This window comes from Nonomuraea sp. NPDC001831 (assembly GCF_042892035.1).
GTDB lineage: Bacteria > Actinomycetota > Actinomycetes > Streptosporangiales > Streptosporangiaceae > Nonomuraea.
Map to the genome: position 1 here is coordinate 565,972 of NZ_JBIATU010000002.1, position 21,337 is coordinate 587,308.

A 21,337-nucleotide genomic window follows, 5' to 3' on the forward strand; every position below is an offset into this window, starting at 1 on the left:
CCTCCCTCGTGGCCGAACGGAAAGATCGGCTTTCCGGACGGCAGTACATCCCCCGCGACGGCGTTTTGACAATCCCGGGTGAGGGACCCTGACCCGGGCCCGCCCGGTCAGCCGCAGACGGGCCGGTACGGCAGGGCGGGCACGTACGTCCGCCACTCCCGCTCGGTCAGCGCCCGCCCGGCGCGCGCGCAGACCGTCTTCGCCACCAGTTCGGCGGCGGCCGGGAGGCGCCCGACGGTCCCGCCGGCGTCCACCGTCAGGACGTGCGAGCCGTCGGGGGCGAAGGCGATCGACAGCAGCTCGCCCTCGTCACGGTCGAGGCCGCCGCCCGGGTCGGCGGACAGGCCGAGGTCGCCGCCCGTCCTCGGGTCGATCAGGCGGACGCGGCCCTGCCCCGCGTTGACCGCGACGAGGTCCTCGACCGGCGAGTACGCCGGCGTGCCGATGACGGGGAAGCTCTGGGTCTCCTCGGTCAGCCGCCGGCCGCCCGCGTCCCAGGTGCTCAGCCGGCCGCGCGAGTCGAACACGACCACCCCGTCCCCCGCGTGGGTGAAGCGCACCCAGGAGCCCAGGACGTCCTGGCCGAAGACGCTGAACGGCGAGCCCGCGACCCGGCCGTCGGCCGCCCGCAACACGCGCACGTCCAGGCCGGTCACCGCCAGCCGTCCGCCGTCGGGCGCGAACGCCAGGTCCACGACCTGGCTCAGCGCCGTGCTCCACAGGCGGCGGCGCGCCCGCCAGTCCCACAGCTCGACCGCGTCCTCGCCGCTTCCCGGGGCGTCGAGCACGAGCGCGAGCCAGCCGCCGTCCGGGCTGAAGCGGACGAGCTCGGGTTGCGCCCGCCCGGCGCCCGCGGTGAACCCGCCCGCGGGCTTCCTGGTCGCGGTGTCCAGGACGCTGACGTCCTGGCCGGACAGCAGCGCGAGGCTCCGGCCGTCGCGGCTGAAGGCGAGCGCGCGCCCGGCGGGCAGGCGGCCGGACGTCCCGCCCCCGACCTGGCGGAGCGCGCCGTCCACGACGAGGTGCAGGCCGTCCTCGCCGAGGTCGGCCCGCTCGTGCGGCGGGCCCTCGACCGGCTCGTTCACCAGGTCGGCGACGTCCACGGCGAACACCTGGTCGCCGACGAGGTAGCGGAAGGTCGTGCCGTCGAAGGCGGCGGCCGGGCGGCTGCCGGCCTCCACGTCCCCGCGCACCGGCACGGCGCTCAGCAGGTGGCTGTCGGGCAGCCGCCAGAACTGGACGGTGGCGTCGGTGACGGTGGCCAGCAGCCGTCCCGCGTGGTCGAAGACGGGATCGCCCTTGTTCCAGACGCCTTCCGTGCCCTCGCCGACCTCCTCGGTCCAGCCTTCCTCCGTCTGCCTCAGGGTCAGGGTGCCGTCGCCGGAGGTGGCCAGCCACCGGCCGTCGGGGCTCAGCGTGCCGCGCCGGGCGGCGGGGTCGGTGACGTCCCACTGCTCGCTGTCGTCCGGCTTGACGATCACCTTGCGGCCCTCGTGCCGGCGGACGACGTCCTGCCAGCCCTCGACCAGGTCCCTGATCCGGCGGACCGGCCAGGCGCCGACCGGGCGGCCGGTGCCGGCGTCCCAGGCGCGGGCGCGGCGGCCGGTGGCGGCGACCAGCGTGCGGCCCGAGGGGGACAGCCCGATGTCGGACACCCGGTCGCGGCCGAGGCCCAGGCCGGAGATCAGCGTGAGGCGCCGGCCGGTGCGCAGGTCCCACAGCCGCGCCTGGTCCTGGCCGACGCTGAGCAGCGTGCGGCCGTCGGCGCCCAGCGCCCGCATCGTGCTGCGGGCGGCGGCCGGGTCGCGGAACATGCCGCGCTCGCGCTGCGCGAGCGCCGCGGTCAGCGCCGCCCTGGCCTGCGGCGTGGGACGCAGCCGCCAGGCGGCCACGGCGAGCAGCCCGACGAGCACCGGATCGCTGCGCCTGGTCGCCTCGGCGCGCGCGGCCAGGCGGGTGGACTCCGACGTCGTCAGGCGGTCCTGCAGCTCGTCGGCGCGGGCGGCGGCCAGCCTGCTCTGCTGGACCGCCAGACCGCCCGCGGCCAGCGCGGCGACCAGCAGCCCCGCCAGGCTCAGCGTCAGCAGCCGGGCGCGGCGGGCCCGGCGTTTGGCCAGCCGCGCCGAGGACTCCAGGAAGTCGCGCTCGGCCTGGGACAGCCTGATGTCGCGGCGGGCGGTCGCCGCCCAGCTCAGGGCCTCGTCCAGCATCGTGCCGTGGAACAGGCCGCCGTCCCTGCGGCCGCCGTCGTCCCAGCGCCGGACGGCGGCCAGGATCGGGCCGTGCACGGCCAGCCCCTCCCTGTTGGCCTCGATCCAGCGGCGCAGCCGCGGCCAGGCGTGCGGCAGGGCCGGGCGGGCCAGCCAGACCTCGCGGCCGTCGCGGCCCAGCAGGTACGCGAACACCTCCAGGATCCTGGTGACCGCCGGAATCTCGGCCGCCGGCCGGCCGGCCACCAGCTCGTCCAGGGCGGCCTTCCTGGTGGCCAGCTCGCCCATGCCGTCCACGGTGAACAGGCGCAGGAACACCTCGGGCGCCAGCTCCCGCTCCGCGGGGGCCAGCAGGGTGTAGGAGTCCTCGGCCAGCGTGCCGAGCGCCGGGTCGGCGACCGTCCCGGCGACGTGGGCGGCCTGCCGCCCGCGTTCGAGCAGCCGCGCGGTGTCGAGCCCGCCGTCCCCGCTGACCAGCGCGAGCAGCAACTGGCGGGCCTCGGGACGCCGGCCCGGCTCCTTGCTCAGCGCCGCCGACACCAGCGGGCGCAGCGAGTCGGGCAGCGCGGCCAGGTCGGGCGTGGCCGACAACACCCGGTGCATCACCCCGCCCAGGCTCTCGGCCTCGAACGGGTCGGCGCCCGTGGCCGCGTACAGCACGACGCAGCCCCAGGCGAACACGTCCGCGGGCGCGCCGGCCCGCTGGCCGCCGAACACCTCGGGCGCCATGTACGTCGGCGTGCCGGTGACCAGGCCGGTCGCGGTCAGCGACATCTCGGCGGTCCGCGCGATGCCGAAGTCGATGACCCGCGGGCCGTCCGGGCCGAGCAGCACGTTGTCCGGTTTGAGGTCGCGATGCACCACGCCGGCCTCGTGGATGGCGGTGAGCGCCGTCGCCACCGCCGTGGCCAGGCGGTGCAGGTCGCCGCCGGAGAAGCGGCGTCCGCCGGCGACCGCCTGCCGCAGGCTCGGCCCGGCGACGTACTCGCTGACGATGTAGGGGCGCGGGCCGTCCAGTTCGGCGGCGAGCACGCGGGCGGTGCAGAACGAGGCGACCCGCCGCGCCGCCTCGGCCTCCCTGGCCAGCCGGCCGGCCTCGTCGCCGTGCAGCACTTTGATCGCCACCCGGGCGCCGTCCTCGGCGTAGGCCTCGTAGACGACGCCCTGACCGCCGGCGCCCAGCCGTCCGGCGAGCCAGTAGCCGCCCAGGCGTTGCGGGTCGTCGGAGGTCAACGCGTTCACGGCTGGTTGGATGCGGTGATCGTCGGCAAAGTTGCGGGGATTTTTGTCGATTTATCGGTGCTTGACATTCCAGCGGCGTCAGGACCTAGGATCGCCGCCGTGCTCATGACCTTGACGCTCAGCGCGGCGCTCGTCCTGACCGGAACGCCCGCGCAGGCCACCAAACCCGTGTCGTTCCGGGGGTTCACCCTCCAGATACCGGTCTCCTGGAAGGTGAAGAAGGACCCGATCGGCGGGCTCGACGTGGTCACCGGGACCTGCTCCAAGCGGGCGACGGAATGCCCCGGCTTCTCCCTCGGCGGGCCGCGGGCCATCGCCTACGCGTCCGAGGGCGGCACGTACCGGCCGGGCCAGCCGTACCACCCCAGCAGCGGGGTCGTGGAGTGCGTCCCGGACCGGCGCTACCTGGAGGGCGTGCCGCCCCTCCGGCCGTCCCGCGCCGCGACCGTGCAGGTGGGGGCGGGGCACCCGGCCCGCTTCACCGAGTGGAGGCTGGGCTGCCAGACGAAGACCAGCAAGCCGGCCCCGGTGTCCTTCACCCAGCGCGTCTGGTACCTGCGCAAGGAGAAGGTGCTGGTCGTCGACCAGTGGAAGACCCCCGGGCTGGGCGACATCCTGGCCAGGGCCGTCTGGAAGTGACCGGGTTGCCCGCGCGCCCTGCGGGCAGGAGATCGTCATGCGCAGCAAGCGGCTCTCCACCGTGGAGGAGCAGACGTACGCGGTGGTCCTCGACCCCGGTGACGAGGTGGTCGAGAGCCTGACGCAGTGGGCGGCCGACAACGGCGTCCGCGCCGCCCGGCTGACCGGCATCGGCGGGTTCCGGCAGGTCACGCTGGGCTTCTTCGACCCGGAGGCGCTCCGCTACGACCCGATCCCGGTCGACCGCCAGACCGAGGTGCTCTCCCTGATCGGCGACTTCGCCATGCCCGACGACGACGTACGGCCCCACCTGCACGCCCATGCGGTCGTGGGCCTGCCCGACGGCACGACCCGCGGCGGCCACCTGCTGGCCGGGCAGGTCTGGCCGACGCTCGAAGTGATCGTCACGCAGTCCCCCCGCTACCTGCGGCGCCGCCACGACCCCGCCACCGGCCTGGCCCTCATCGACCTGCGCTGACCCCTCGGGCGGCGGCGGTCACTCGAAGTCGTCCGGGTTCAGTTCCTTCATGTGCTCGAAGCGCTCGCGCTCCTCGTCGTACTCTTCCTCGCCTCCGGGGCCTTCGAGGTCGGCCGCGGGCGTCTCTTCGTCCTCGGGCTCTTTGCGTCGCATGGTCATCCCCCTCCCGGGCGGACCGGGCACGGGGGCTCCCCCGGGCCCATCGCTCCGGCTACCCCTCTGACCTGCGGGCAAACGATCGCGGGCGGCGGATGTTGACCGGCTCTTGTGCGGGCTCGTGGGGGCGCTTGGCGCGCCGGAGGGGAGGTTTCCGGGCGATTGTTCCGACTATCTGAGGAGATGTACGTGCCCACCAAACGGTCCGCCAAGCCGACCCGGTCCAAGCCCGACAGCCAGCCGTGGCTACACGTGAACGGCGTGGAGATCCAGGAGTACGGCACCGTGCGGATGTTCCCGCTCGGCCTCTCCCGCGACGCCCGCGAGTACTCCTGCCAGCGCCTGAACCAGATCCTGGCCGACACCCAGATCCTCTACAGCCTGTACAAGAAGCACCACTGGCTGATGCGCGGCCCGACCTTCTACCAGCTCCACCTGCTGCTGGACAAGCACGCCTCGGAGCAGATCGCGCTGGTGGACGCGATGGCCGAGCGCGTGCAGACGCTCGGCGGCGTCGCGGTGGGCGACCCGCGGCACGTGGCCGAGATCACCGTGATCCCGCGCCCGCCGAACGGCTGCGAGGAGGTGCCCGCCATGCTCTCCCGCCTGATCGAGGCGCACGAGACCATCCTCGTGGCCGCCCACGACGCGGCCGGCCGGGCGCAGGAGATGGGCGACGACGGCACCAACGACCTGCTCGTCTCCGACGTCATCAGGACGAACGAGCTCCAGACCTGGTTCCTGATCGAGCACCTGGTGGACACCCCGCTGGTGGAGAAGCCGGACAGCTGACCGGCCCGCCCGATGTCCGGTAAGCCGGAAATCGACGCCAGGTGAAGGAAATGTCTGGATTTAGGCGGACATCGCACACCGGGCGTAACGGTTCATACCGGGCGCGGTAAGGCACCGCATCGAGCCCGCACCGCCGGGTACGCCAGAAATTGCGGGCCTTCGGGGCCGCCGGCGACCCGCCAGAGCGCGCCGCCACGAAGGCGTGCCTCACCAGCGGGACGCCCTCTGACCAGGGCCGGCCCCGACCGGGCCGCCCTGACGGGGGCTACTTCTGACCGGGAGCGACGGAGAACGACATGACCGAACCGCTGACCTCACCGCCCGCCCCCGCCCACGGCGTCGCGGGACGGGAGCGGCGGCCATGAGCCTGTCGGACCGCGAACGCCGCATCCTGGCCGAGATCGAGCAGGATCTGCGCTGGCAGGACCGCGACTTCGCCTGCCGCATCGACGCGCTCAACGCCAAACCGGCCCGGCGCCGCCGCTGCCCGGTGACCCGCAGGGAGATGGCGTTCATCCTGGTCATCGTGGTCGCGATGACCCTGCTGTCGGCCGTCGTGTTCGTGGCGGCGGGCCGTCCGCGCACCCCGCCCGCGCCGCGCCCCTCCCGCGAGGTGGTGACCACCTCGCCCCAGGTCACCCATCCCTGACCGTCCCCTGACCGCCGGCCGCCCGATCAGGACGGCGGCGGGGCGACCGAGGCGCGGGTGACCAGGCGCGAGCGCAGCGTGTGCACGTCGTGCCGCGGCTCGGCGCCGTCGAGCACGTCGAGCAGCACCTCCGCGGCCTTCGCGCCGAGCTGGTGGACCGGCTGCTCGATCATGGTCAGCGGCGGGTCCATGACGGCCGCCCAGGCGCTGTCGTCGAAGCCGATGAGCGAGATGTCGGCCGGATAGGACAGCCCGGCGGCGCGGACGGCCCGCAGCGCCCCGGTCACGGCGTCGGTCTCCGTGCAGAACAGGGCGGTGGTGCGGTCGGGCAGCGCCAGCATGCGGGCCACCTCCTGGGTGGCCCACTCCTCGGTCTTCGGGCCGGTCATGACCAGCTCGGGGTCGAAGGGGATGCGGGCGTCGTCGAGCGCGTCGAGGTAGCCGCGCAGGCGCTCGCCGTCGGTCCACACGTTGCGGGCCTTCTCCAGCAGCGCCCGCCTGGTCACGGGCGGATCGACCGAGGACGGCCCCCACACGAACCCGATGCGCCGGTGACCGGCCGCGATCATCACCTCGACCGCCTCGCGGGCCGCGCCGCGGTTGTCGATGACGACGGTGTCGAGGTCGAGCGGCGCGACCGCGCGGTCGACCAGCACGATGGGCATGCCCCGGCCCATGGCCGCCCTGATGTGCTTGACCTCGTCGCGCCCCACGGCCGCCGAGGCGATGATGACGCCGTCGACCCGCTTGTCGATGAGCACGTCGGTGGCCGCCACCTCCTCGTCGAGCCGCTCGTACGTGCTCAGCACGATCGTGTCGAACCCGCGGGCGCGCGAGGCGTCGGAGATGCCGCGCATGACGCCGGCGAAGAACGGGTTGCCGATGTCGGCCAGGATCACGCCGAGGGTGTGGCTGACCCCCGTGGACATGCTGCGGGCCAGGGCGTTGGTGCGGTAGCCGAGCTTCTCGGCCGCCGCCAGCACCCGTTCGCGCAGCTCCGGGCTGACATAGCCGTAACCGCCGAGGGTGCGGGCCGCGGTGGCACGGCCGACGCCGGCCTCGGCGGCCACCTCCGAGATCGTCGGCCGGCCCGACTGGCTCCGGTCGGCTGCCATCGAACGGGTTCCTCGTTTCTGGGGGGTCGCGGGCACGCCCATGCTAGCCGCGCGGGGCGGGCCTGCCGAAGCCGAAGGCGCCTTCGACGAAGCACTGGTCGTAGGCGGTCTCCGCGCCGGCCAGCAGCGCCCGCAGGAGCGGCCCGCGGCCGGGCGCGGCGCCCTTGCGCCAGCCGTCGCGCAGCAGGGAGACGGCGAACCCGGCGAGGAACGCGTCCCCGCAGCCCATGGTGTCGACGATCTTGCCCGGGTCCTCGACCAGCCGGGCGGGGGCGGTGACCAGGTCGTGGCCGTCGTAGGCCATCGCGCCGTCCACGCCCCTGGTGCCGAGCGCCAGGCGGGCGCCGCTCGCCACGGCGCGGGCCAGCAGGTCGCGGGTGCCCGCCTCGTCCAGGTGGGAGCAGGACAGGAGCACCAGGTCGGCGTGCGGGCAGACGCGGTCCAGGTAGGCGGGGGTGCGGTAGTCGTCCTCGCTGGACAGGTCGAAGCTGACCAGGGGACGCAGGCCGGCGAGCCGGGGCAGCTCGTCCTCGCTGCCGGAGTAGACGCTGGAGTGCACCAGGTCGAACGAGCCGGCGTAGGCGAGCAGGTCGCCGGTCAGCGCCAGCGGCTCCCGCACGGTGACGCCGCCGCCGTTCCAGCCCAGGAAGACCCGGTCGCCGTCGTCCACGCGCAGCCGGGACACGCCGCTCTCGCCGGGACGCACCACGCAGCGGTCGACCGCGACGCCCTGCGCGGCGACGGCCTCGCGCAGGAAGCCGCCGAGGTCGTCGTCGCCGAAGACCCCGAGGTAGGCGGCCTCGACGCCGAGGCGGCCCGCGTAGACGGCGACGTTCACGCTGTTGCCGCCCGGATAGTCGATGCCCCGATCGACGAACCGGTCGACGATGTTGTCGCCGAAGCCGAGGACTCTCATTGTTCTCCTGAGTCGGGGGTGGGCCGCTCCCGCCGCCGGGGACGGGAGCGGAGGCGGTGGCCTAGTAGTCCATGACCCGGTAGTAGCGGCGCAGGTCGAGCGAGTGGTCGCGGACCCGCTCCAGGTGCTTGCTGACCCGGCCCATCACGGTGTCGAGGACGATCGGGGCGAGCAGGCCGCGGAACTCGGGACTGATGCCGTCGAGCGGGTAGTCGCGGGTGTCGAAGACGGTGACGTCCTTGGAGATGCGCTTGGCGAACGCCTCGGCGCGGTCGGTGAGCGCGCGGGTCTCGTCCTCGCCCTGGAAGATGATCACGCTCGTGTCCTCCTCCAGCAGCTCAAGTGAGCCGTGGAAGAACTCGGCGCTGTGCACGCGGGTGGTGCGCAGCCACTGCATCTCTTCGAGGATGCACATCGAGTACAGGTACGTGAATCCCCACAGGTTCCCGCCGCCGATGAGGAAGTGGTAGTCGGTGTCCTTGTGGGCCTCGGCGAACGCGGCGGCCACCGGTTCGGCCTGCTCGGCGACTTTGAGCATGACCTCGGGCAGCTTGGCGAGCTCGTCCGCGAGCTTGCCGTAGCCCTCGAACTCGCCGCGGCGGGACAGCAGGCGGCCCATGAACAGCAACATCTGCTGGTCGAACGGCCACGCCTTCGGCTCCGAGACCAGCACGGCGTCCACGGCCTTGGCGATCGGCGAGTCGGGGTAGCCGGTGAAGCCGATCGTGTAGGCGCCCCTCTCCTTGACGTACTCGATCGCGCGCAGGCTGTCCTCGGTGGTGCCGGAGACCGAGGTGAAGATCGCGACCGTGCGCTCGCCGAGCCGGGCGTCGCCCGAGACGACCAGCTCGGCCGCGATCGCGGCGCGCACGTCGAGCGTCGAGTTGCGCCTGGCCAGGTGCTCGTAGGGCCACATCTGGGCGTACGTGCCGCCGGCGCCGACGAGCAGGAGGGTGTCGAACCCCTGGTCCACGAGCCGATCGACGAGCTTCTCGATCTGGGGGCGCAGGGCCACGGTGCTGGCCAGCTGCGACAGGAATTCCGGCTCGTTGAATCCGAGCATCTTCGCGTCCTTTCGGGAAAGCTTGCGGGCCGGCGGCGTCCAGCGGCCTGATACCGGTATCACGCGGAGGTCACGCTGGCACAGGATCCGGCCGCGCGTCAACACCCGACCTGCGAGAACTAGCCGCATGCTGCTGTTTCATCGCAGGAAAAAGCCCGCTGGAAGGCGCCGGGAAAGAAAATCTTGCTTCCCGCTCTGGTACCGGTATCAGTTCATCTGTACAGTCAGCCAACACCCCCACCGCGGACCGGCAGGTCCCCCTCTCCCTCCGAGAGAAAGGAAGCCCATGCGCCCTCGCGCAATGACGTCGTTCGCGGCGCTCCTCGGGACGCTCGCCCTGGCCGGCTGTTCGGGCGGCGGCGACGGAGCGGCCAAGGCCCCCGCCGCCGACCTGTCCGCCAAGCCCGACTTCTCCGGCACGCTGAGCATCCTCACCAAGTTCGCCGGCGACCCGCTGCAGCCGTACTTCGAGGACCTGGCCGCGGCGTACCAGAAGCAGCACCCGGGCGTGAAGGTCGAGCTCATCCAGGAGACCGACCAGAGCATCAAGGACAAGACCAAGACGCTGACCGCCTCCGACGCGCTGCCCGACGTCTTCTTCACCTGGAGCGGCAACTGGGCGGAGAACTTCGTGCGCGGCGGCCGGGCCGCCGACCTGAGCAAGGTGATCGGCCCGGACACCGAGTGGGGCAAGACGTTCAGCCCCGGCTCGTTGTCGGCCTTCGCCTACGACGGCAAGTACTACGGCATCCCGCTGTACGGCAACGGCAAGTTCATGGGCTACAACAAGACCGCCTTCGACAAGGCCGGCGTCAAGGTGCCCGGCACGTTCGAGGAGCTGGTCGGGAGCTGCGCGGCGCTGCGCAAGGCGGGCTACGAGCCGATCGCCTTCGGCAACAAGGACGGCTGGCCCGCCCTGCACTACCTCCAGCAGCTCTTCGCCTACGACGTGCCGGCCGACGTCCTGCAGGCCGACTTCAGCCCGAAGACGGCCAAGCTCGACAACCCGGGCTACGTGACCGCGCTCAACCGGTTCAAGACCCTGGTCGACACCTGCACCGACACCGGCAAGGGCACCAACGGCGTGCTCTACAGCTCGGCGCAGCAGGCCTTCCACGACGGCAAGGCGGCCATGTACTACCAGGAGGTCCTGGAGTTCGACAACGCCACCGACAAGAACGGCCTCAAGCCGGACGACTTCGGCATCTTCCAGCTCCCCGTCCCCCAGAACGCGGCCGGCGACCCCAAGACCATCGAGGGCGCGCCCGAGGGCTACCTGATCAACGCCAGGTCCCCGCGGGCCGCGCTGGCCGTCGACTTCATGAAGTTCGTGACCTCCACGCAGAACGCCAAGACCCTGTCGGCGCCCCCGTACGGGCAGCCCAGCACGGTCGTCGGCGCGGTCAGCCCCGAGACCTCCAGCAAGGCCGTCTACGAGGGCATGGAGCAGGTCAACAAGGCGCCGCGGCTGGCCGCGTGGCTCGACACCGTCACCGTGCCCGAGGTCGCCGACGCCTGGCTGGCCGGCGGCGAGGCGCTGATCAGCGGCGGCTCGACCCCCGACAAGGTGCTGGCGAGCGTCCGCGCGGCGTCGGAGTCGGCGAAGTAGGCCGGGCGGGCCGGAGGGAGGGCATGCCGGTGCGTGCCATACGTCAACGGGCGCTCGGCCTGGCGTGGGTGGCCCCCGCGCTCGCGCTGGTCGTGGTGTTCGTCTACCTGCCGCTGGTGCAGAACTTCCAGTTCAGCACCCTCAAATGGGACATCTACAGCGGCACCCAGGAGTACGTCGGACTCGACAACTACCGCAAGCTGATCGACGACCCGGTCTTCTGGTCCGCGCTGGGCAACAACGTCCTGTACGCGGTGGTCTCGATCGTCTTCCAGGTGTTCGGCGCGCTGCTGCTGGCCGCGCTGATCGAGGGCGTACGCAGTGAGCGGTGGCAGCGCGGCCTGCGGGCGGTGTACTTCATCCCGTCGGCGATCTCGATGACCGTCGCCGGCCTGCTCTTCTACTTCATCTACGAGCCCAACCTGGGCCCGCTCAACCACCTGCTCAGGGCGGTCGGCCTGGACGGCCTGGCCCAGGCGTGGCTGGGCCAGGAGAGCACCGCCATGTCGGCGATCATCGCGATGAGCCAGTGGCAGGGCTTCGGCTACTCGACGCTGCTGTTCGCGGTCGCGATCCAGCGCATCCCGCGGGAGATCTACGGCGCCGCCGCCATCGACGGCACCGGCCCGGTCCGGCGGTTCTTCCACGTCACCGTGCCGCTCGTCCGGGAGATGACCGGGCTGATGATGATGGTCACGATCTCGGGCGCCTTCCAGGTGTTCAACGAGGTCATGGTGATGACCAGCGGCGGCCCCGACAACTCCAGCCAGGTCCTGGGCACCTGGCTCTACCGCAGCGGCTTCGTGCGCAACAACTTCGGCTACGCCGCCGCCATCGCGACGGTGATCTTCGTCATCACGCTCGGCATCGCCGTGGGACAGATGTGGGTCACCCGTAAGAGAAGGGTGGAATGGTGAGTCGCCGCGGCTTCCTCGGCGTGATCGCGCGCGTGTTCCTCTGGGCGTTCCTGCTCTGCCTCGCGGTGGTCGTGCTCTATCCCCTGCTGTGGATGGTGCTCAACGGGTTCAAGTCCAACAGCGAGCTGTTCGGCAACCCGTTCGCGCTGCCGTCGAGCTGGAGCTTCGAGAGCTACCAGAAGGCGTGGAACCGGGGGGTGAGCGACTACCTGACGACGAGCGTGCTGGTCACGCTCACCTCCACGGTCGCCACCGTGTTCGTCAGCGCGTGGGCGGCCTACGGGCTGACCCGGGTGGACATCCCGCTCAACCGGTTCGTCACGACGGGCATCCTGGGCGGGCTCATGCTCGCGCCGACCGTGGCGCTCGTGCCGCTGGTCAAGATGTTCCAGGCCATGGGGTTGTACAACAGCTTCTGGGCGCTGCTGATCCTCTACACCGCGTTCCGCATCCCGTTCACCACGTTCCTCATCCGGGCGTACATGATCGACCTGCCGCGCGAGGTGGACGAGGCCGCCGAGATGGACGGGTGCAGCCGCTGGACCGCGTTCTGGCGGATCATCCTGCCGATGTGCAAGCCGATCCTCACCTCCACCGTGCTGCTGCACATCCTGTTCGCCTGGAACGAGTACCTGTTCGCGATGGTCTTCACCAGCGGCGCCGGCGTGCAGACGCTGCCGGTCGGCCTGACCAGCCTGATGAGCAAGCACGGCACGGACTTCCCCGTCGTCTTCGCTGGGATGGTCATCGCGGCGCTGCCCGTGGTGCTGCTGTTCTTCCTCGGCCAGCGCTACATCGTCAAGGGCCTCGCCGACGGGGTCGGGAAGTGAGTCTGATGTCGTTGTCACTGCGGCAGGTCACCGGTTCGAACTTCGCCTACCAGCACCTGCCCCTCGACCGTTTCCTCGACGACGCCGCCGCGCTCGGGCGCGAGCACCTGGAGCTGTGGGGCGTCGCGCCGCAGCTGCACGTGCCGTGGCTGAGCGACGCCGAGGCGCGGGCGATCCGCCGGCGCGCCGCCGGGCGGGGGCTCACCGTCCGCTGCCTGACGCCCGAGCAGGTGGCCTACCCCGTCAACCTGGCCTCGCCGGACAGCCGGCTGCGGGCCGCGAGCGTCGCGATGTTCCGCCGGGCCGCCGAACTGGCCGCCGAGCTGGGGGCCGAGCTGCTGCTGCTGACCCCGGGCCGGGGCTTCGAGGACGAGCCGGTCGCCGCCGCCTGGCGGCGCTCGGCCGACGCGATCGGCGAGATCTGCGCCTACGCCGGCACGCTCGGCGTGTCGTGCGTGCTGGAGGCGTTGCAGCGGGTGGAGTCGAACCTGGTCAACGACGCGCCCACGCTGGCCCGCATGATCGACGAGGTGGGCGCCCCGAACCTGGGCGCGGTGCTGGACACCGTGGCCATGGCGGCGGCCGGGGAGGGCGTGGACGACTACTTCGACGCCCTCGGCGACCGGGTCAGGCACGTGCACCTGATCGACGGCTCCCCCACCGGGCACCTGGCCTGGGGCGACGGCGAGCTGCCGCTGGCGGCGTACCTGGCCGCGCTGGACCGCAGGGGCTACCGGGGGGCCATGACGTTCGAGCTGTTCGGGGCCGGGGACTACGCCTTCGACCCGCGTCCCGTGGTGGAGCGCTGCCTGGCCTCCGTACAGGCAGCGCTCCCGGGAGCCTCATAGCCCGCCGGCGGCTCCGGGCATGACCAGCTGTCCCTTGAACCCGCCGGGATAGCTGTTCACCAGCCTGGCCCGGCCGGTGCGGACGTCCACCGCGTAGGCCCGGGTGCTGTTCCCGACCTCGACGGTGAGCGTGACCTCCGACGGGCTCTGCCAGATCGTGGTGCCGTCGATGCTCGCCCTCTTCGGCAGGCCCTTGACCGAGACCTTCCGCACGGTGCGGCCGGTCCTGGTGTCGAGCAGGGTGAGCCGGCGGGTCATGTACTCGGGCGGGACCTTCTTGCCGGGCGGGAACTCGAAGGCCGCCACCGTCCGGCCGTCCGGGGCGAGCTCGCTGAACATGATGAAGACGCCGTCGAAGCGCACCGGCCGGCCGCCGCCGGCGACCGGCATGAACAGCAGGTCGGTCTTGCGGTAGCGGACCAGCTCGGCGACGCCGTCCTTGATGGCGACCGGCTCGTACACGCCGGGGACGGACACCGTCGCGCCGGTCCGCACGTCGATCAGCAGGCCGGGGTCCTTGGTGCCCTCGCGCGGGTCGAAGGCCAGGTGGCGGCCGTCGTCGGAGACCACCAGCATGGAGCCCATGCCGAGGCGTTCCTCGGCCACCTTCGCGGCGGAGACCGTCTCCGCGCCGGTCACCATGTCCCGGACGACGTGCGCCCCCGCGTCCTTGTCGTAGTAGGCGAACATGCGCCCGTCGCGGCTGAGGGCGACGGGCACGCGGTCGTTCCTGGCGGTCGTCCCGAGCGCCTGGGGCACCCGGTACGTCGTGCCGTCGCCGGTGACCACCCGCCATTCGCCGTCCACGCAGCCGGGCGGCGCGCTCTTCCCCTTGGGAGGCAGGCAGCTCTGCGGGTAGGCGTGGCTGAGCGTCCCCACCTTCCCCGCGGGCAGGACGGGCACGGCCGCGGCAGCGGCCTGCGGCGCGGCGGCGGGCACCCGTCGCGGCCCGGTCACCAGCACGGTCGCCGTCACCCCGGCCAGCACCGCGATCGTCGCGGCGGCCGCCAGCGTCGCCGAGGCCCGGCGTCTGCGCCGGTACCCCGCCACCGCCAGGTCGGCCAGGTTCACCGGCGGCGCCTCCTCGGCGATGCCGTTCAGTGCGTCACGCAGTCTGGTCATCGGGCCGCCTCCTGAGCGGGTCGCGAGTCCACGAGGTCGGGGGCCAGCGCGCGCAGGCGCGCCAGCGCGTGATGGGTCTGGCTCTTCACCGTGCCGACCGCGCAGCCGAGCACGTCGGCGGTCTGGGCCTCGGTGAGGTCCTCCCAGAAGCGCAGGACGATCACCGCGCGCTGCTTGCGCGTCAGCTTGTCCAGCGCCTGGCGCAGCACGATCCGGTCGAGCGCGTCCTCGTCGTAGGTGACCGCGCGCTCGGGCGGGGCGGCGCTGGGCAGCTCGGGGTTCGGCCGGCGCCGCCACGAGATGTACTGGTTGACCAGCGCCTTGCGCAGGTACGCCTCGGGATTGCCGTCCCGCGCCAGCTTGTGCCAGTGCCGGACGACCTTGACCAGCACGCTCTGGAGCAGGTCCTCGGCCAGGTGAGGGTCGCCCACGAGCAAATAGGCGGTCCGCATCAGCGCCTGTTGCCGGGCGATGACGAACTCGCGGAAGCCGTCATGAGCGTCCAATGTGATGATCTCCCTTCGCCCGTTCCCAACGCGACCGGCCGGACGGAGGGTTGCAGGGGTCGTCCCAGAATTCCCTACGGCCTCACCGGGCGCGCTGGGCGGGGCGGCGGCCCCAGGTGGCCCAGCGCCACAACCATTCCAGCGGGCCGAAGCGGTACCGGCGCAGCCAGAGGGTGGACCACACCCACTGCAGAGCCAGGATGACGGCGGCGATCCCCGCGATCGTGGACAGCGTCCAGCCCTCCGGCGGGCCGCCGGCCAGCTTGCCGAGGACCAGGACCAGGACGGTGGCGCTCAGGTAGTTCGTCAGCGCCATGCGGCCCAGCGGGGCGAAGACGGCCCGCAACACCGGCCGCAACGGCGTCCTCAGCAGGACGAGCAGGACGCACACGTACAGACCGGCCATGAGCAGCCCGGACGCGGCCATCGGCAGGGGCACGGACGTGCTTCCGGCCTGCCACATGAGCGCCGGGACGGTGGCCGCGGCGAAGCCCAGGGCCAGCAGCGCCGGGACGCGGGTGGAGCTGTCGATCCGGTCGATCACGCCGTACCTGGTGAGGGCCGAGCCCAGCAGGAACAGGCCGGGCACCAGCATCGTGCCGCCGCCGAAGACGACCAGCGCCGCGACGACGAGCACGGCGGCCAGTCCGGCCACGGCCCAGCGCGGCAACCACGTCGAGGGCAGCAGCACCACCAGGCCGACGACCGCATAGACGGTCAGGATGTCGCCGCGCCACAGCAGGAACATGTGCGCCAGGCCCATGCAGGCCAGCAGGAGGAGCCTGCGCAGCAGCAACGCCCGCGGGTGGGGCACGCGGGCGGCGGCCGAGTCGAGCAGCAGCGAGAAGCCGACGCCGAACAGCAGCGAGAAGATCGGGAAGAAGCGCTGCTCGACGAGCAGGCCCAGCCAGCGGGCGGTGTCGTCGAGCGTCGCGTGCTGCGCGGTGACCGGGTCGGTGCCGACGTGCGAGATCGGCTGGACGTTGGCCAGCAGGATCCCGCACAGGGCGAAACCGCGCACGACGTCGAGCGCGATGATGCGCGACCGCCCGGGGGCGGCGGGCGGTGTGCGGTCCTGGGGCAGGGCGCGGGCGGGCCGCGGGTCGTCATAGGGCATGGAACCTCATCGTGCGGTGGGCGGCGGGGCGCGGGGAGGGTCCAAAGCAGGGTTCGGGCCGCGGCGACCGTACTTTCGGCCGGTGTGCCGGGCGGACCGGCCTCCCTAGCCTGGGTGCGTGAACGTGCGGAACCGGCCGGAGCTCGCCTGGCCCGACGGGCGGCGGGCCGCGGCCGTGGCGGCGGAGGCCGCGCTGGCGGTGGCGGCCGTCGCCGTGCTCGTCTTCTGGGCCGGTCTGATCGCCGGCAGCTGGGGCGGCGGCTACTGGGTGTTCGACTGCGCGGCGGGGGCGGCGGAGTGCGCGCTGGCCCTGGCGCGCCGCCTGTCCCCGGTGTGGACGGCCGTGGGCGGGCTGGCGGTGGCGGCCGCGGCCGTCGTGGTCGCCGCGTGGGCCGGGCTGCCGAACGAGCCGGGACCGGCCATGGTGCTGGGCCTGTCCGTGCTGGTCGGGTCGGCGGTCAGGACGCTTCCCGCACGGTCCGCCTGCGCCGTCGCGGCCGGCGGGCTCGCGGTCGCCGCGGCGAGCGTGCCCGGCGCGCACAACGGCGCCACGGTGGGGCTCAACGTGGCCGGCTGGCTGGCCGCCCTGGGCGTCGGGGGCGGCCTGCGGCTGCTGGCGGCGCGCCGCCTGTCGGCCGCCGATCACGTCCGGCACGACGAGCGCCGCAGGCTGGCCAGGGAGCTGCACGACGTGGCCGCCCACCACCTGACCGGCATCGTCCTGCAGGCCCAGGCCGCCCGGCTGCTGGCCCGCAGGGGGTCGGGCCCGCTGGAGGAGTCGCTGGAGGACATCGAGGACGCCGGCGCCGGAGCCCTGGCCGCGCTGCGCCGCGTCGTGGGCCTGCTGCGCGACGCCGGTGACGACGTGCCGGGGCCGCCCGGCCGGCTCGCCGACCTGGTCGGCGGCTTCGACGGCCCGCCCGTGACCCTGCGCGTCCCCGGCGAGGCCGAGAGCTGGCCGCCGGAGGTGACCAGCACCGTCTACCGGATCGTCCAGGAGTCGCTGACGAACGTCGCCCGCCACGCGGCCCGCGCCCGCACGGTCACCGTCGAGGTCACGGTCGAGGGCGCCGGGCGGGACGGCGCGGTCGTGGTCGAGGTCGCCGACGACGCGCCGCCCGCGCCGCCGTCCCGGGGCCGCGGCGGCTACGGCCTGCTCGGCATGCGCGAACGCGTCGAGGCCCTCGACGGCACCCTGCGCGCGGGCCCCCGGCCGGAGGGCGGCTGGTCGGTCCACGCGACCCTGCCCCTCACGGGGCCTCTCACCAGGTCCCTCAGGGGGCGGCGATGACGATCGGCGTGCTGCTGGCCGACGACCAGGCGATGGTCCGCCGGGGCCTGCGGCTGATCCTGGAGGACCAGCCCGACATCCGCGTGGTGGCCGAGGCCCGGGACGGCGCCGAGGCCGTGGAGCTGGCCCGGCGGGTACGCCCCGACGTCTGCCTGGTGGACATCCTCATGCCCGGCATGGACGGCATCGCGGTCACCCGCGCCCTGGCCGGCGCCGGCGTGCCCAACCCGCTGCCGGTGGTCGTGGTCACCACCTTCGACCTGGACGAGTACGTCTACGACGCGCTGCGCTGCGGCGCGGCCGGGTTCGTGCTGAAGGACGCCGGCCCGGCCCTGCTCGCCGAGGCCGTACGGGCGGCCAGCACGGGGGACGCCCTGATCTCGCCGTCGATCACGCCGCGCCTGCTGGGCCGCCTGGCCAGGCGGGCGCCGCGCGCGGCGGGGGCGGTGCACCCGCTGTCGGAGCGGGAGACCGACGTGGTGCGCGCCGTGGCCGCCGGACGCACCAACCAGGAGATCGCTGCCGCCCTGCACATCTCGCTGAGCACCGTGAAAGGCCACATCTCGGCCATCCTCGACAAGCTGGGCGTACGCAACCGGGTCGAGATCATCGCGTGGGCCTGGGAGAACGGGGTGGCGGGCTAGGGACGTCCTCAGCGCGGCTCGTCGCCCAGCCGCACGCTCGCGCGGGCGATGTCGGCCAGCGTGATGTCGGCCAGCATCATCTCCTCGTGGTCGCGCAGCGCGCTCCACACCTCGGCGAGCGGGCTGGCCACGCCGGGATAGCCGCCGTGGTCGCCGCCCTCGGAGACGCCTTCGACGATCAGCACGATGTCGGCGAGGGTGATCTCGCCGGCGGGCCTGGCCAGCCAGTAGCCGCCGTCGGGGCCGCGCTGGCTGTGCAGCAGGCCCGCCCGGCGCAGCTGCAGCAGGATGTTGTCGAGGAACTTGCGGGGGATGCCCTGGGCCGTGGCGATCTTCTCGGCGGGCATGGGGCCCGGCGGCGCTGCGGCCAGCTCGGCCGCGGCGCGCAGGGCGTACTGGGTTCTGGCGGAGATCCGCATGACCGTCTACTGCTCAGGTGCTCACCTGGTGCAGGCCCCAGCGGCGGCGCAGCGCGTCGTCCGCCAGGCCGAAGACGCGGTCCACCACGATGCCGATGACCAGGATGACGATCATGGTCGCGAGCAGGCCGGGCGAGTCGGCCAGCTCGCGGGCGTAGTGGAGCTGCTCGCCCAGCGAGGCCTGGTTGGCGATGATGACCAGCAGCTCACCGGCCATCAGCGAGCGCCAGGCGAACGCCCAGCCCTGCTTGAGCCCGGCCAGGAACGACGGCAGCGAGGCCGGCAGGATGACGTGCCGGTAGAGGGCGATCCGGCGGAAGCCGAGCATGTGCCCGGCGCGCAGCAGGATCGGCGGCGTGTAGTCCACCCCGGTGATCAGGCCGTTGGCGATGGACGGCGCCGCGCCCAGCACCACCACGAACAGGATCGCGCTCTCCGACAGCCCGAACAGCAGGATGGCCAGCGGGAACCAGGCGATGGACGGCATCGTCTGGAGGCCGGTGATCAGCGAGCCCGTGGCGCGGCGCAGCGGCCCGATCCGCGAGACCAGCGCGCCGACGACCAGCCCGACCGCGATCGCCAGGGCGAACCCGGTGACCGCGCGGCGCATGGTGACCGTCAGCGCGGTGTAGAACTCGGGGTCGCCGAGCCGGTGCCCGAGCTCGGCCAGCGTGGTGACCGGCCCGGCGAAGACGTACTCGGGCCACCAGCCCGCCCACACCACGGCCTGCCAGACGGCCAGCACGATGAGCACGGCCGTGGCGATCGGCCACAACCCCGCCCACAGCCGGGAGGCCGGGCCGGCGCGGTGGCCGGTGCCCAGCTCCAGCGCGTCGAGACCGGCGAGCTGCTGGGCGTGGGTGTCCGTCGTCGTCATGCGGGCTCCTCCTGACGGGCGTGGCGCAGGACCTCCTGGCGGAGGCGGCCGGTGATCTCCCCCGCCAGCTCGGCCACCTCGCCCGAGTCGGTACGGCGGGGCCGCGGCAGCGCGACGGGGAAGTCCTCGACCACCCGCCCCGGCCGGCTGGACAGCAGCACGACCCGGTCGCCGAGCCGGACGGCCTCGCGCACGTTGTGGGTGACGAACAGGACCGACAGGCCGCGTTCCCGCCAGATGCGTTCGAGCTCGTCGTGCAGCAGGTCGCGGGTCATGGCGTCCAGGGCGCCGAAGGGCTCGTCCATCAGCAGCACGTCGGCGTCCTGGGCGAGCGCCCTGGCCAGGGCGACGCGCTGGCGCATGCCGCCGGACAGCTCGTGCGGCCGTTTCCTGCCGAACCCGCCCAGGTGGACGATGTCGAGGAACTCGGCGGCCCGGTCCCGGCGTTCCTGCTTGCTCACGCCCTTGGCGCGCAGCGCCATCTCGACGTTGGCCGAGACGGTCAGCCAGGGGAACAGCGCGGGTTCCTGGAACATGAGCGCGACGCGGGCGTCGTCCACGTCGATCCGGCCGGCCGTGGGCCGGTCGAGCCCGGCGACCAGCGACAGCAGCGTGCTCTTGCCGCAGCCGGACGCGCCGAGCAGGCAGACGAACTCGCCGGGCGCCACCGACAGCGAGACCTGGTCGAGGGCTTGCAGGGCCGTCCGGCCCTGACCGTAGAGCTTGGAGACGGCCTCCAGCCGGATCGCGGGGTTCTGCCCCTCGACCCGGCCGGTGACCTGCTCCGTGAGCGGAGCGGACATCGCGTGCGCCTCCTACTTGTCGGAGATGGCCTGCTGGCCCTTGGCGGCGAGGACCTCGTTGAGGACCTTGAGGTCGTAGATGCCGTTCAGGTCGACCGGGTCGAGGAGGCCGACCTTGGTCGCGTGCTCGGCGCTGCCCACCAGCGACGAGGCGATCGGGTCGTTGGTGAACGTGATGTTCTTGAACGCGCTGTCCAGCACCTCGGGCTTGAGCGCCTTGCCGGTCAGCTTCTGCAGGGCGGCGTTGGCGGTCTGCGCGGCGCCGGCCGGGTCCTTGGCGATGACGTCGTTGGCCTCGACGTGCGCCTCGATCAGCTTCTTGAGCAGGTCGGGGTGCTCCTTGGCCCACGCCTGGCGGACGATCAGGTGGGTGATCACGAACTGCTTGTTCGGCCACAGGTCGCGCTCGTCGACCAGCACCTTGCCGCCGCTCTCCTTGATCAGGCGGCTGGCGAACGGCTCGGGCACCCAGGCGCCGTCGATGTCGCCGGTGGCGAAGGTCTGGATGGTCTGGGAGTTCTCCTGGGGCACGATCGAGACCTCGCCGCCGCCCTTGGTGTCGGTCTTGATGCCCTTCTCGGTCAGCCAGTAGCGCAGCGCGACGTCCTGGGTGTTGCCGAGCTGCGGGGTGGCGATCTTCTTGCCCTTGAGGTCCTCCACCGAGTTGATCCCGGGCTTGACCACGAGGAACACGCCGCCGGACGCCGCGCCTGCGACGATCTTGATGGCCTGGCCCTTGGACTTCGACCAGGCGTTGATGGCCGGGTTGGGGCCGACGTAGGTGGCGTCGATGGCGCCGGAGAACACGGCCTCGATCGCCGCCGGGCCGGCGTTGAACGTGCTGGTCTTGGGCGCGGTGCCGAGGTGCTTGGCGTAGATGCCCTTCTCCACGCCGACCAGGGCGGTGGCGTGGGTGATGTTGGGGAAGAAGCCCAGACGCACCTGCGTGGCGCCGGCTCCCCCGCTCTTCGCGCCGCTGTCCGCAGGGCTGCCGCTGCCCCCACAGGCGGCCGCCATGGTCGTGAGCGCCAGGGCGGCCAGGGTGGCCACCGTTACGCGAACCCTGCGAGCGTTCATCTCTTCTCCCTATTTCC

At 72.8% G+C, this 21,337-nt stretch carries 22 protein-coding genes; 10 read left to right on the forward strand and 12 right to left on the reverse strand.

What is annotated here, in order from left to right:
• Positions 1 to 107: 107 nt before the first annotated feature.
• On the reverse strand, positions 108 to 3,452 hold the full coding sequence (locus ACFYYW_RS08170) for a WD40 repeat domain-containing serine/threonine-protein kinase (protein WP_387646417.1): 3,345 nt from the start codon (positions 3,450 to 3,452) through the stop codon (positions 108 to 110).
• A gap of 99 nt (positions 3,453 to 3,551) precedes the next feature.
• On the opposite strand from ACFYYW_RS08170, the gene ACFYYW_RS08175 reads away from it, so the two are divergent.
• Both ACFYYW_RS08175 and ACFYYW_RS08180 read left to right on the forward strand, forming a co-directional pair.
• A complete protein-coding gene (locus tag ACFYYW_RS08175) occupies positions 3,552 to 4,091 on the forward strand; it encodes a hypothetical protein (RefSeq protein ID WP_364413694.1) in 540 nt (179 codons plus the stop codon).
• A 37-nt stretch (positions 4,092 to 4,128) separates the two neighbouring features.
• Positions 4,129 to 4,569 carry a PPC domain-containing DNA-binding protein gene (locus ACFYYW_RS08180; RefSeq protein ID WP_387646420.1) on the forward strand — a complete coding sequence of 147 codons (441 nt, stop codon included), beginning with the start codon at positions 4,129 to 4,131 and terminating at the stop codon, positions 4,567 to 4,569.
• Between the two features lie 18 nt (positions 4,570 to 4,587).
• Here the strand turns inward: ACFYYW_RS08180 and ACFYYW_RS08185 are convergent, their stop codons facing one another.
• The gene (locus tag ACFYYW_RS08185; protein ID WP_352324808.1) at positions 4,588 to 4,722 is read right to left on the reverse strand and encodes a hypothetical protein; all 135 of its coding nucleotides are present in this window, start codon (positions 4,720 to 4,722) and stop codon (positions 4,588 to 4,590) included.
• Between the two features lie 186 nt (positions 4,723 to 4,908).
• On the opposite strand from ACFYYW_RS08185, the gene ACFYYW_RS08190 reads away from it, so the two are divergent.
• Both ACFYYW_RS08190 and ACFYYW_RS08195 read left to right on the forward strand, forming a co-directional pair.
• A complete protein-coding gene (locus tag ACFYYW_RS08190; RefSeq protein ID WP_364389175.1) occupies positions 4,909 to 5,517 on the forward strand; it encodes a DNA starvation/stationary phase protection protein in 609 nt (202 codons plus the stop codon).
• A 361-nt stretch (positions 5,518 to 5,878) separates the two neighbouring features.
• Positions 5,879 to 6,166, forward strand: coding sequence for a DUF3040 domain-containing protein (locus ACFYYW_RS08195; protein WP_352324805.1), 288 nt, complete (start codon positions 5,879 to 5,881; stop codon positions 6,164 to 6,166).
• A 26-nt stretch (positions 6,167 to 6,192) separates the two neighbouring features.
• Here ACFYYW_RS08195 and ACFYYW_RS08200 read toward each other — a convergent pair whose 3' ends face one another.
• From ACFYYW_RS08200 to ACFYYW_RS08210, 3 genes are all read right to left on the reverse strand, one after another.
• The gene (locus ACFYYW_RS08200) at positions 6,193 to 7,281 is read right to left on the reverse strand and encodes a LacI family DNA-binding transcriptional regulator (protein ID WP_352324804.1); all 1,089 of its coding nucleotides are present in this window, start codon (positions 7,279 to 7,281) and stop codon (positions 6,193 to 6,195) included.
• A 43-nt stretch (positions 7,282 to 7,324) separates the two neighbouring features.
• Positions 7,325 to 8,197: a PfkB family carbohydrate kinase gene (locus ACFYYW_RS08205; protein ID WP_387646425.1), complete on the reverse strand. Its 873-nt coding sequence runs from the start codon at positions 8,195 to 8,197 to the stop codon at positions 7,325 to 7,327.
• Between the two features lie 61 nt (positions 8,198 to 8,258).
• Complete coding sequence (locus tag ACFYYW_RS08210; protein WP_387646426.1) at positions 8,259 to 9,260, reverse strand: SIS domain-containing protein; 1,002 nt, start codon at positions 9,258 to 9,260, stop codon at positions 8,259 to 8,261.
• Between the two features lie 286 nt (positions 9,261 to 9,546).
• Between ACFYYW_RS08210 and ACFYYW_RS08215 the strand changes: the two genes are divergently transcribed.
• Genes ACFYYW_RS08215 through ACFYYW_RS08230 form a run of 4 tightly spaced genes read left to right on the forward strand, consistent with a single transcriptional unit; the run spans position 9,547 to position 13,464 of the window.
• Positions 9,547 to 10,869, forward strand: coding sequence for an extracellular solute-binding protein (locus ACFYYW_RS08215; protein WP_352324801.1), 1,323 nt, complete (start codon positions 9,547 to 9,549; stop codon positions 10,867 to 10,869).
• A 29-nt stretch (positions 10,870 to 10,898) separates the two neighbouring features.
• Positions 10,899 to 11,786, forward strand: a complete 888-nt coding sequence (locus tag ACFYYW_RS08220) for a sugar ABC transporter permease (protein WP_352324800.1) — start codon at positions 10,899 to 10,901, stop codon at positions 11,784 to 11,786.
• Complete coding sequence (locus ACFYYW_RS08225) at positions 11,780 to 12,616, forward strand: carbohydrate ABC transporter permease (protein ID WP_387646430.1); 837 nt, start codon at positions 11,780 to 11,782, stop codon at positions 12,614 to 12,616. Before ACFYYW_RS08220 ends, ACFYYW_RS08225 begins: the two co-directional genes overlap by 7 nt.
• A 5-nt stretch (positions 12,617 to 12,621) precedes the next feature.
• Positions 12,622 to 13,464: a TIM barrel protein gene (locus ACFYYW_RS08230; protein WP_387646432.1), complete on the forward strand. Its 843-nt coding sequence runs from the start codon at positions 12,622 to 12,624 to the stop codon at positions 13,462 to 13,464.
• Here the strand turns inward: ACFYYW_RS08230 and ACFYYW_RS08235 are convergent.
• The 3 genes from ACFYYW_RS08235 to ACFYYW_RS08245 all read right to left on the reverse strand — a co-directional run bounded on the left by ACFYYW_RS08235 (position 13,459) and on the right by ACFYYW_RS08245 (position 16,209).
• Entirely contained in the window at positions 13,459 to 14,586 is a 1,128-nt protein-coding gene (locus tag ACFYYW_RS08235; RefSeq protein WP_387646435.1) for a hypothetical protein, read from the reverse strand. The two genes, ACFYYW_RS08230 and ACFYYW_RS08235, sit on opposite strands and share 6 nt — an antisense overlap.
• Positions 14,583 to 15,092, reverse strand: a complete 510-nt coding sequence (locus ACFYYW_RS08240) for a SigE family RNA polymerase sigma factor (RefSeq protein WP_387646438.1) — start codon at positions 15,090 to 15,092, stop codon at positions 14,583 to 14,585. Before ACFYYW_RS08240 ends, ACFYYW_RS08235 begins: the two co-directional genes overlap by 4 nt.
• Before the next feature lie 82 nt (positions 15,093 to 15,174).
• Positions 15,175 to 16,209, reverse strand: coding sequence for a DUF418 domain-containing protein (locus tag ACFYYW_RS08245; RefSeq protein WP_387646441.1), 1,035 nt, complete (start codon positions 16,207 to 16,209; stop codon positions 15,175 to 15,177).
• Positions 16,210 to 16,327: 118 nt separating this feature from the next.
• On the opposite strand from ACFYYW_RS08245, the gene ACFYYW_RS08250 reads away from it, so the two are divergent.
• Together ACFYYW_RS08250 and ACFYYW_RS08255 are read left to right on the forward strand one after the other, a co-directional pair.
• Positions 16,328 to 17,500: a sensor histidine kinase gene (locus ACFYYW_RS08250; RefSeq protein WP_387646444.1), complete on the forward strand. Its 1,173-nt coding sequence runs from the start codon at positions 16,328 to 16,330 to the stop codon at positions 17,498 to 17,500.
• Positions 17,497 to 18,144, forward strand: a complete 648-nt coding sequence (locus tag ACFYYW_RS08255) for a response regulator (RefSeq protein WP_387646447.1) — start codon at positions 17,497 to 17,499, stop codon at positions 18,142 to 18,144. The genes ACFYYW_RS08250 and ACFYYW_RS08255 overlap by 4 nt, the downstream gene beginning before the upstream one ends.
• 8 nt (positions 18,145 to 18,152) lie before the next feature.
• Here the strand turns inward: ACFYYW_RS08255 and ACFYYW_RS08260 are convergent, their stop codons facing one another.
• The 4 genes from ACFYYW_RS08260 to ACFYYW_RS08275 are packed head-to-tail and all read right to left on the reverse strand — an operon-like array spanning position 18,153 to position 21,320.
• A complete protein-coding gene (locus tag ACFYYW_RS08260; RefSeq protein WP_352324791.1) occupies positions 18,153 to 18,563 on the reverse strand; it encodes an Rrf2 family transcriptional regulator in 411 nt (136 codons plus the stop codon).
• 13 nt (positions 18,564 to 18,576) lie between these two features.
• Positions 18,577 to 19,440, reverse strand: coding sequence for an ABC transporter permease (locus ACFYYW_RS08265; protein ID WP_352324790.1), 864 nt, complete (start codon positions 19,438 to 19,440; stop codon positions 18,577 to 18,579).
• Positions 19,437 to 20,243: an ABC transporter ATP-binding protein gene (locus tag ACFYYW_RS08270; protein WP_387646450.1), complete on the reverse strand. Its 807-nt coding sequence runs from the start codon at positions 20,241 to 20,243 to the stop codon at positions 19,437 to 19,439. Before ACFYYW_RS08270 ends, ACFYYW_RS08265 begins: the two co-directional genes overlap by 4 nt.
• 12 nt (positions 20,244 to 20,255) lie before the next feature.
• Positions 20,256 to 21,320 carry an ABC transporter substrate-binding protein gene (locus tag ACFYYW_RS08275; protein ID WP_387646453.1) on the reverse strand — a complete coding sequence of 355 codons (1,065 nt, stop codon included), beginning with the start codon at positions 21,318 to 21,320 and terminating at the stop codon, positions 20,256 to 20,258.
• Between the last annotated feature and the right edge of the window lie 17 nt (positions 21,321 to 21,337).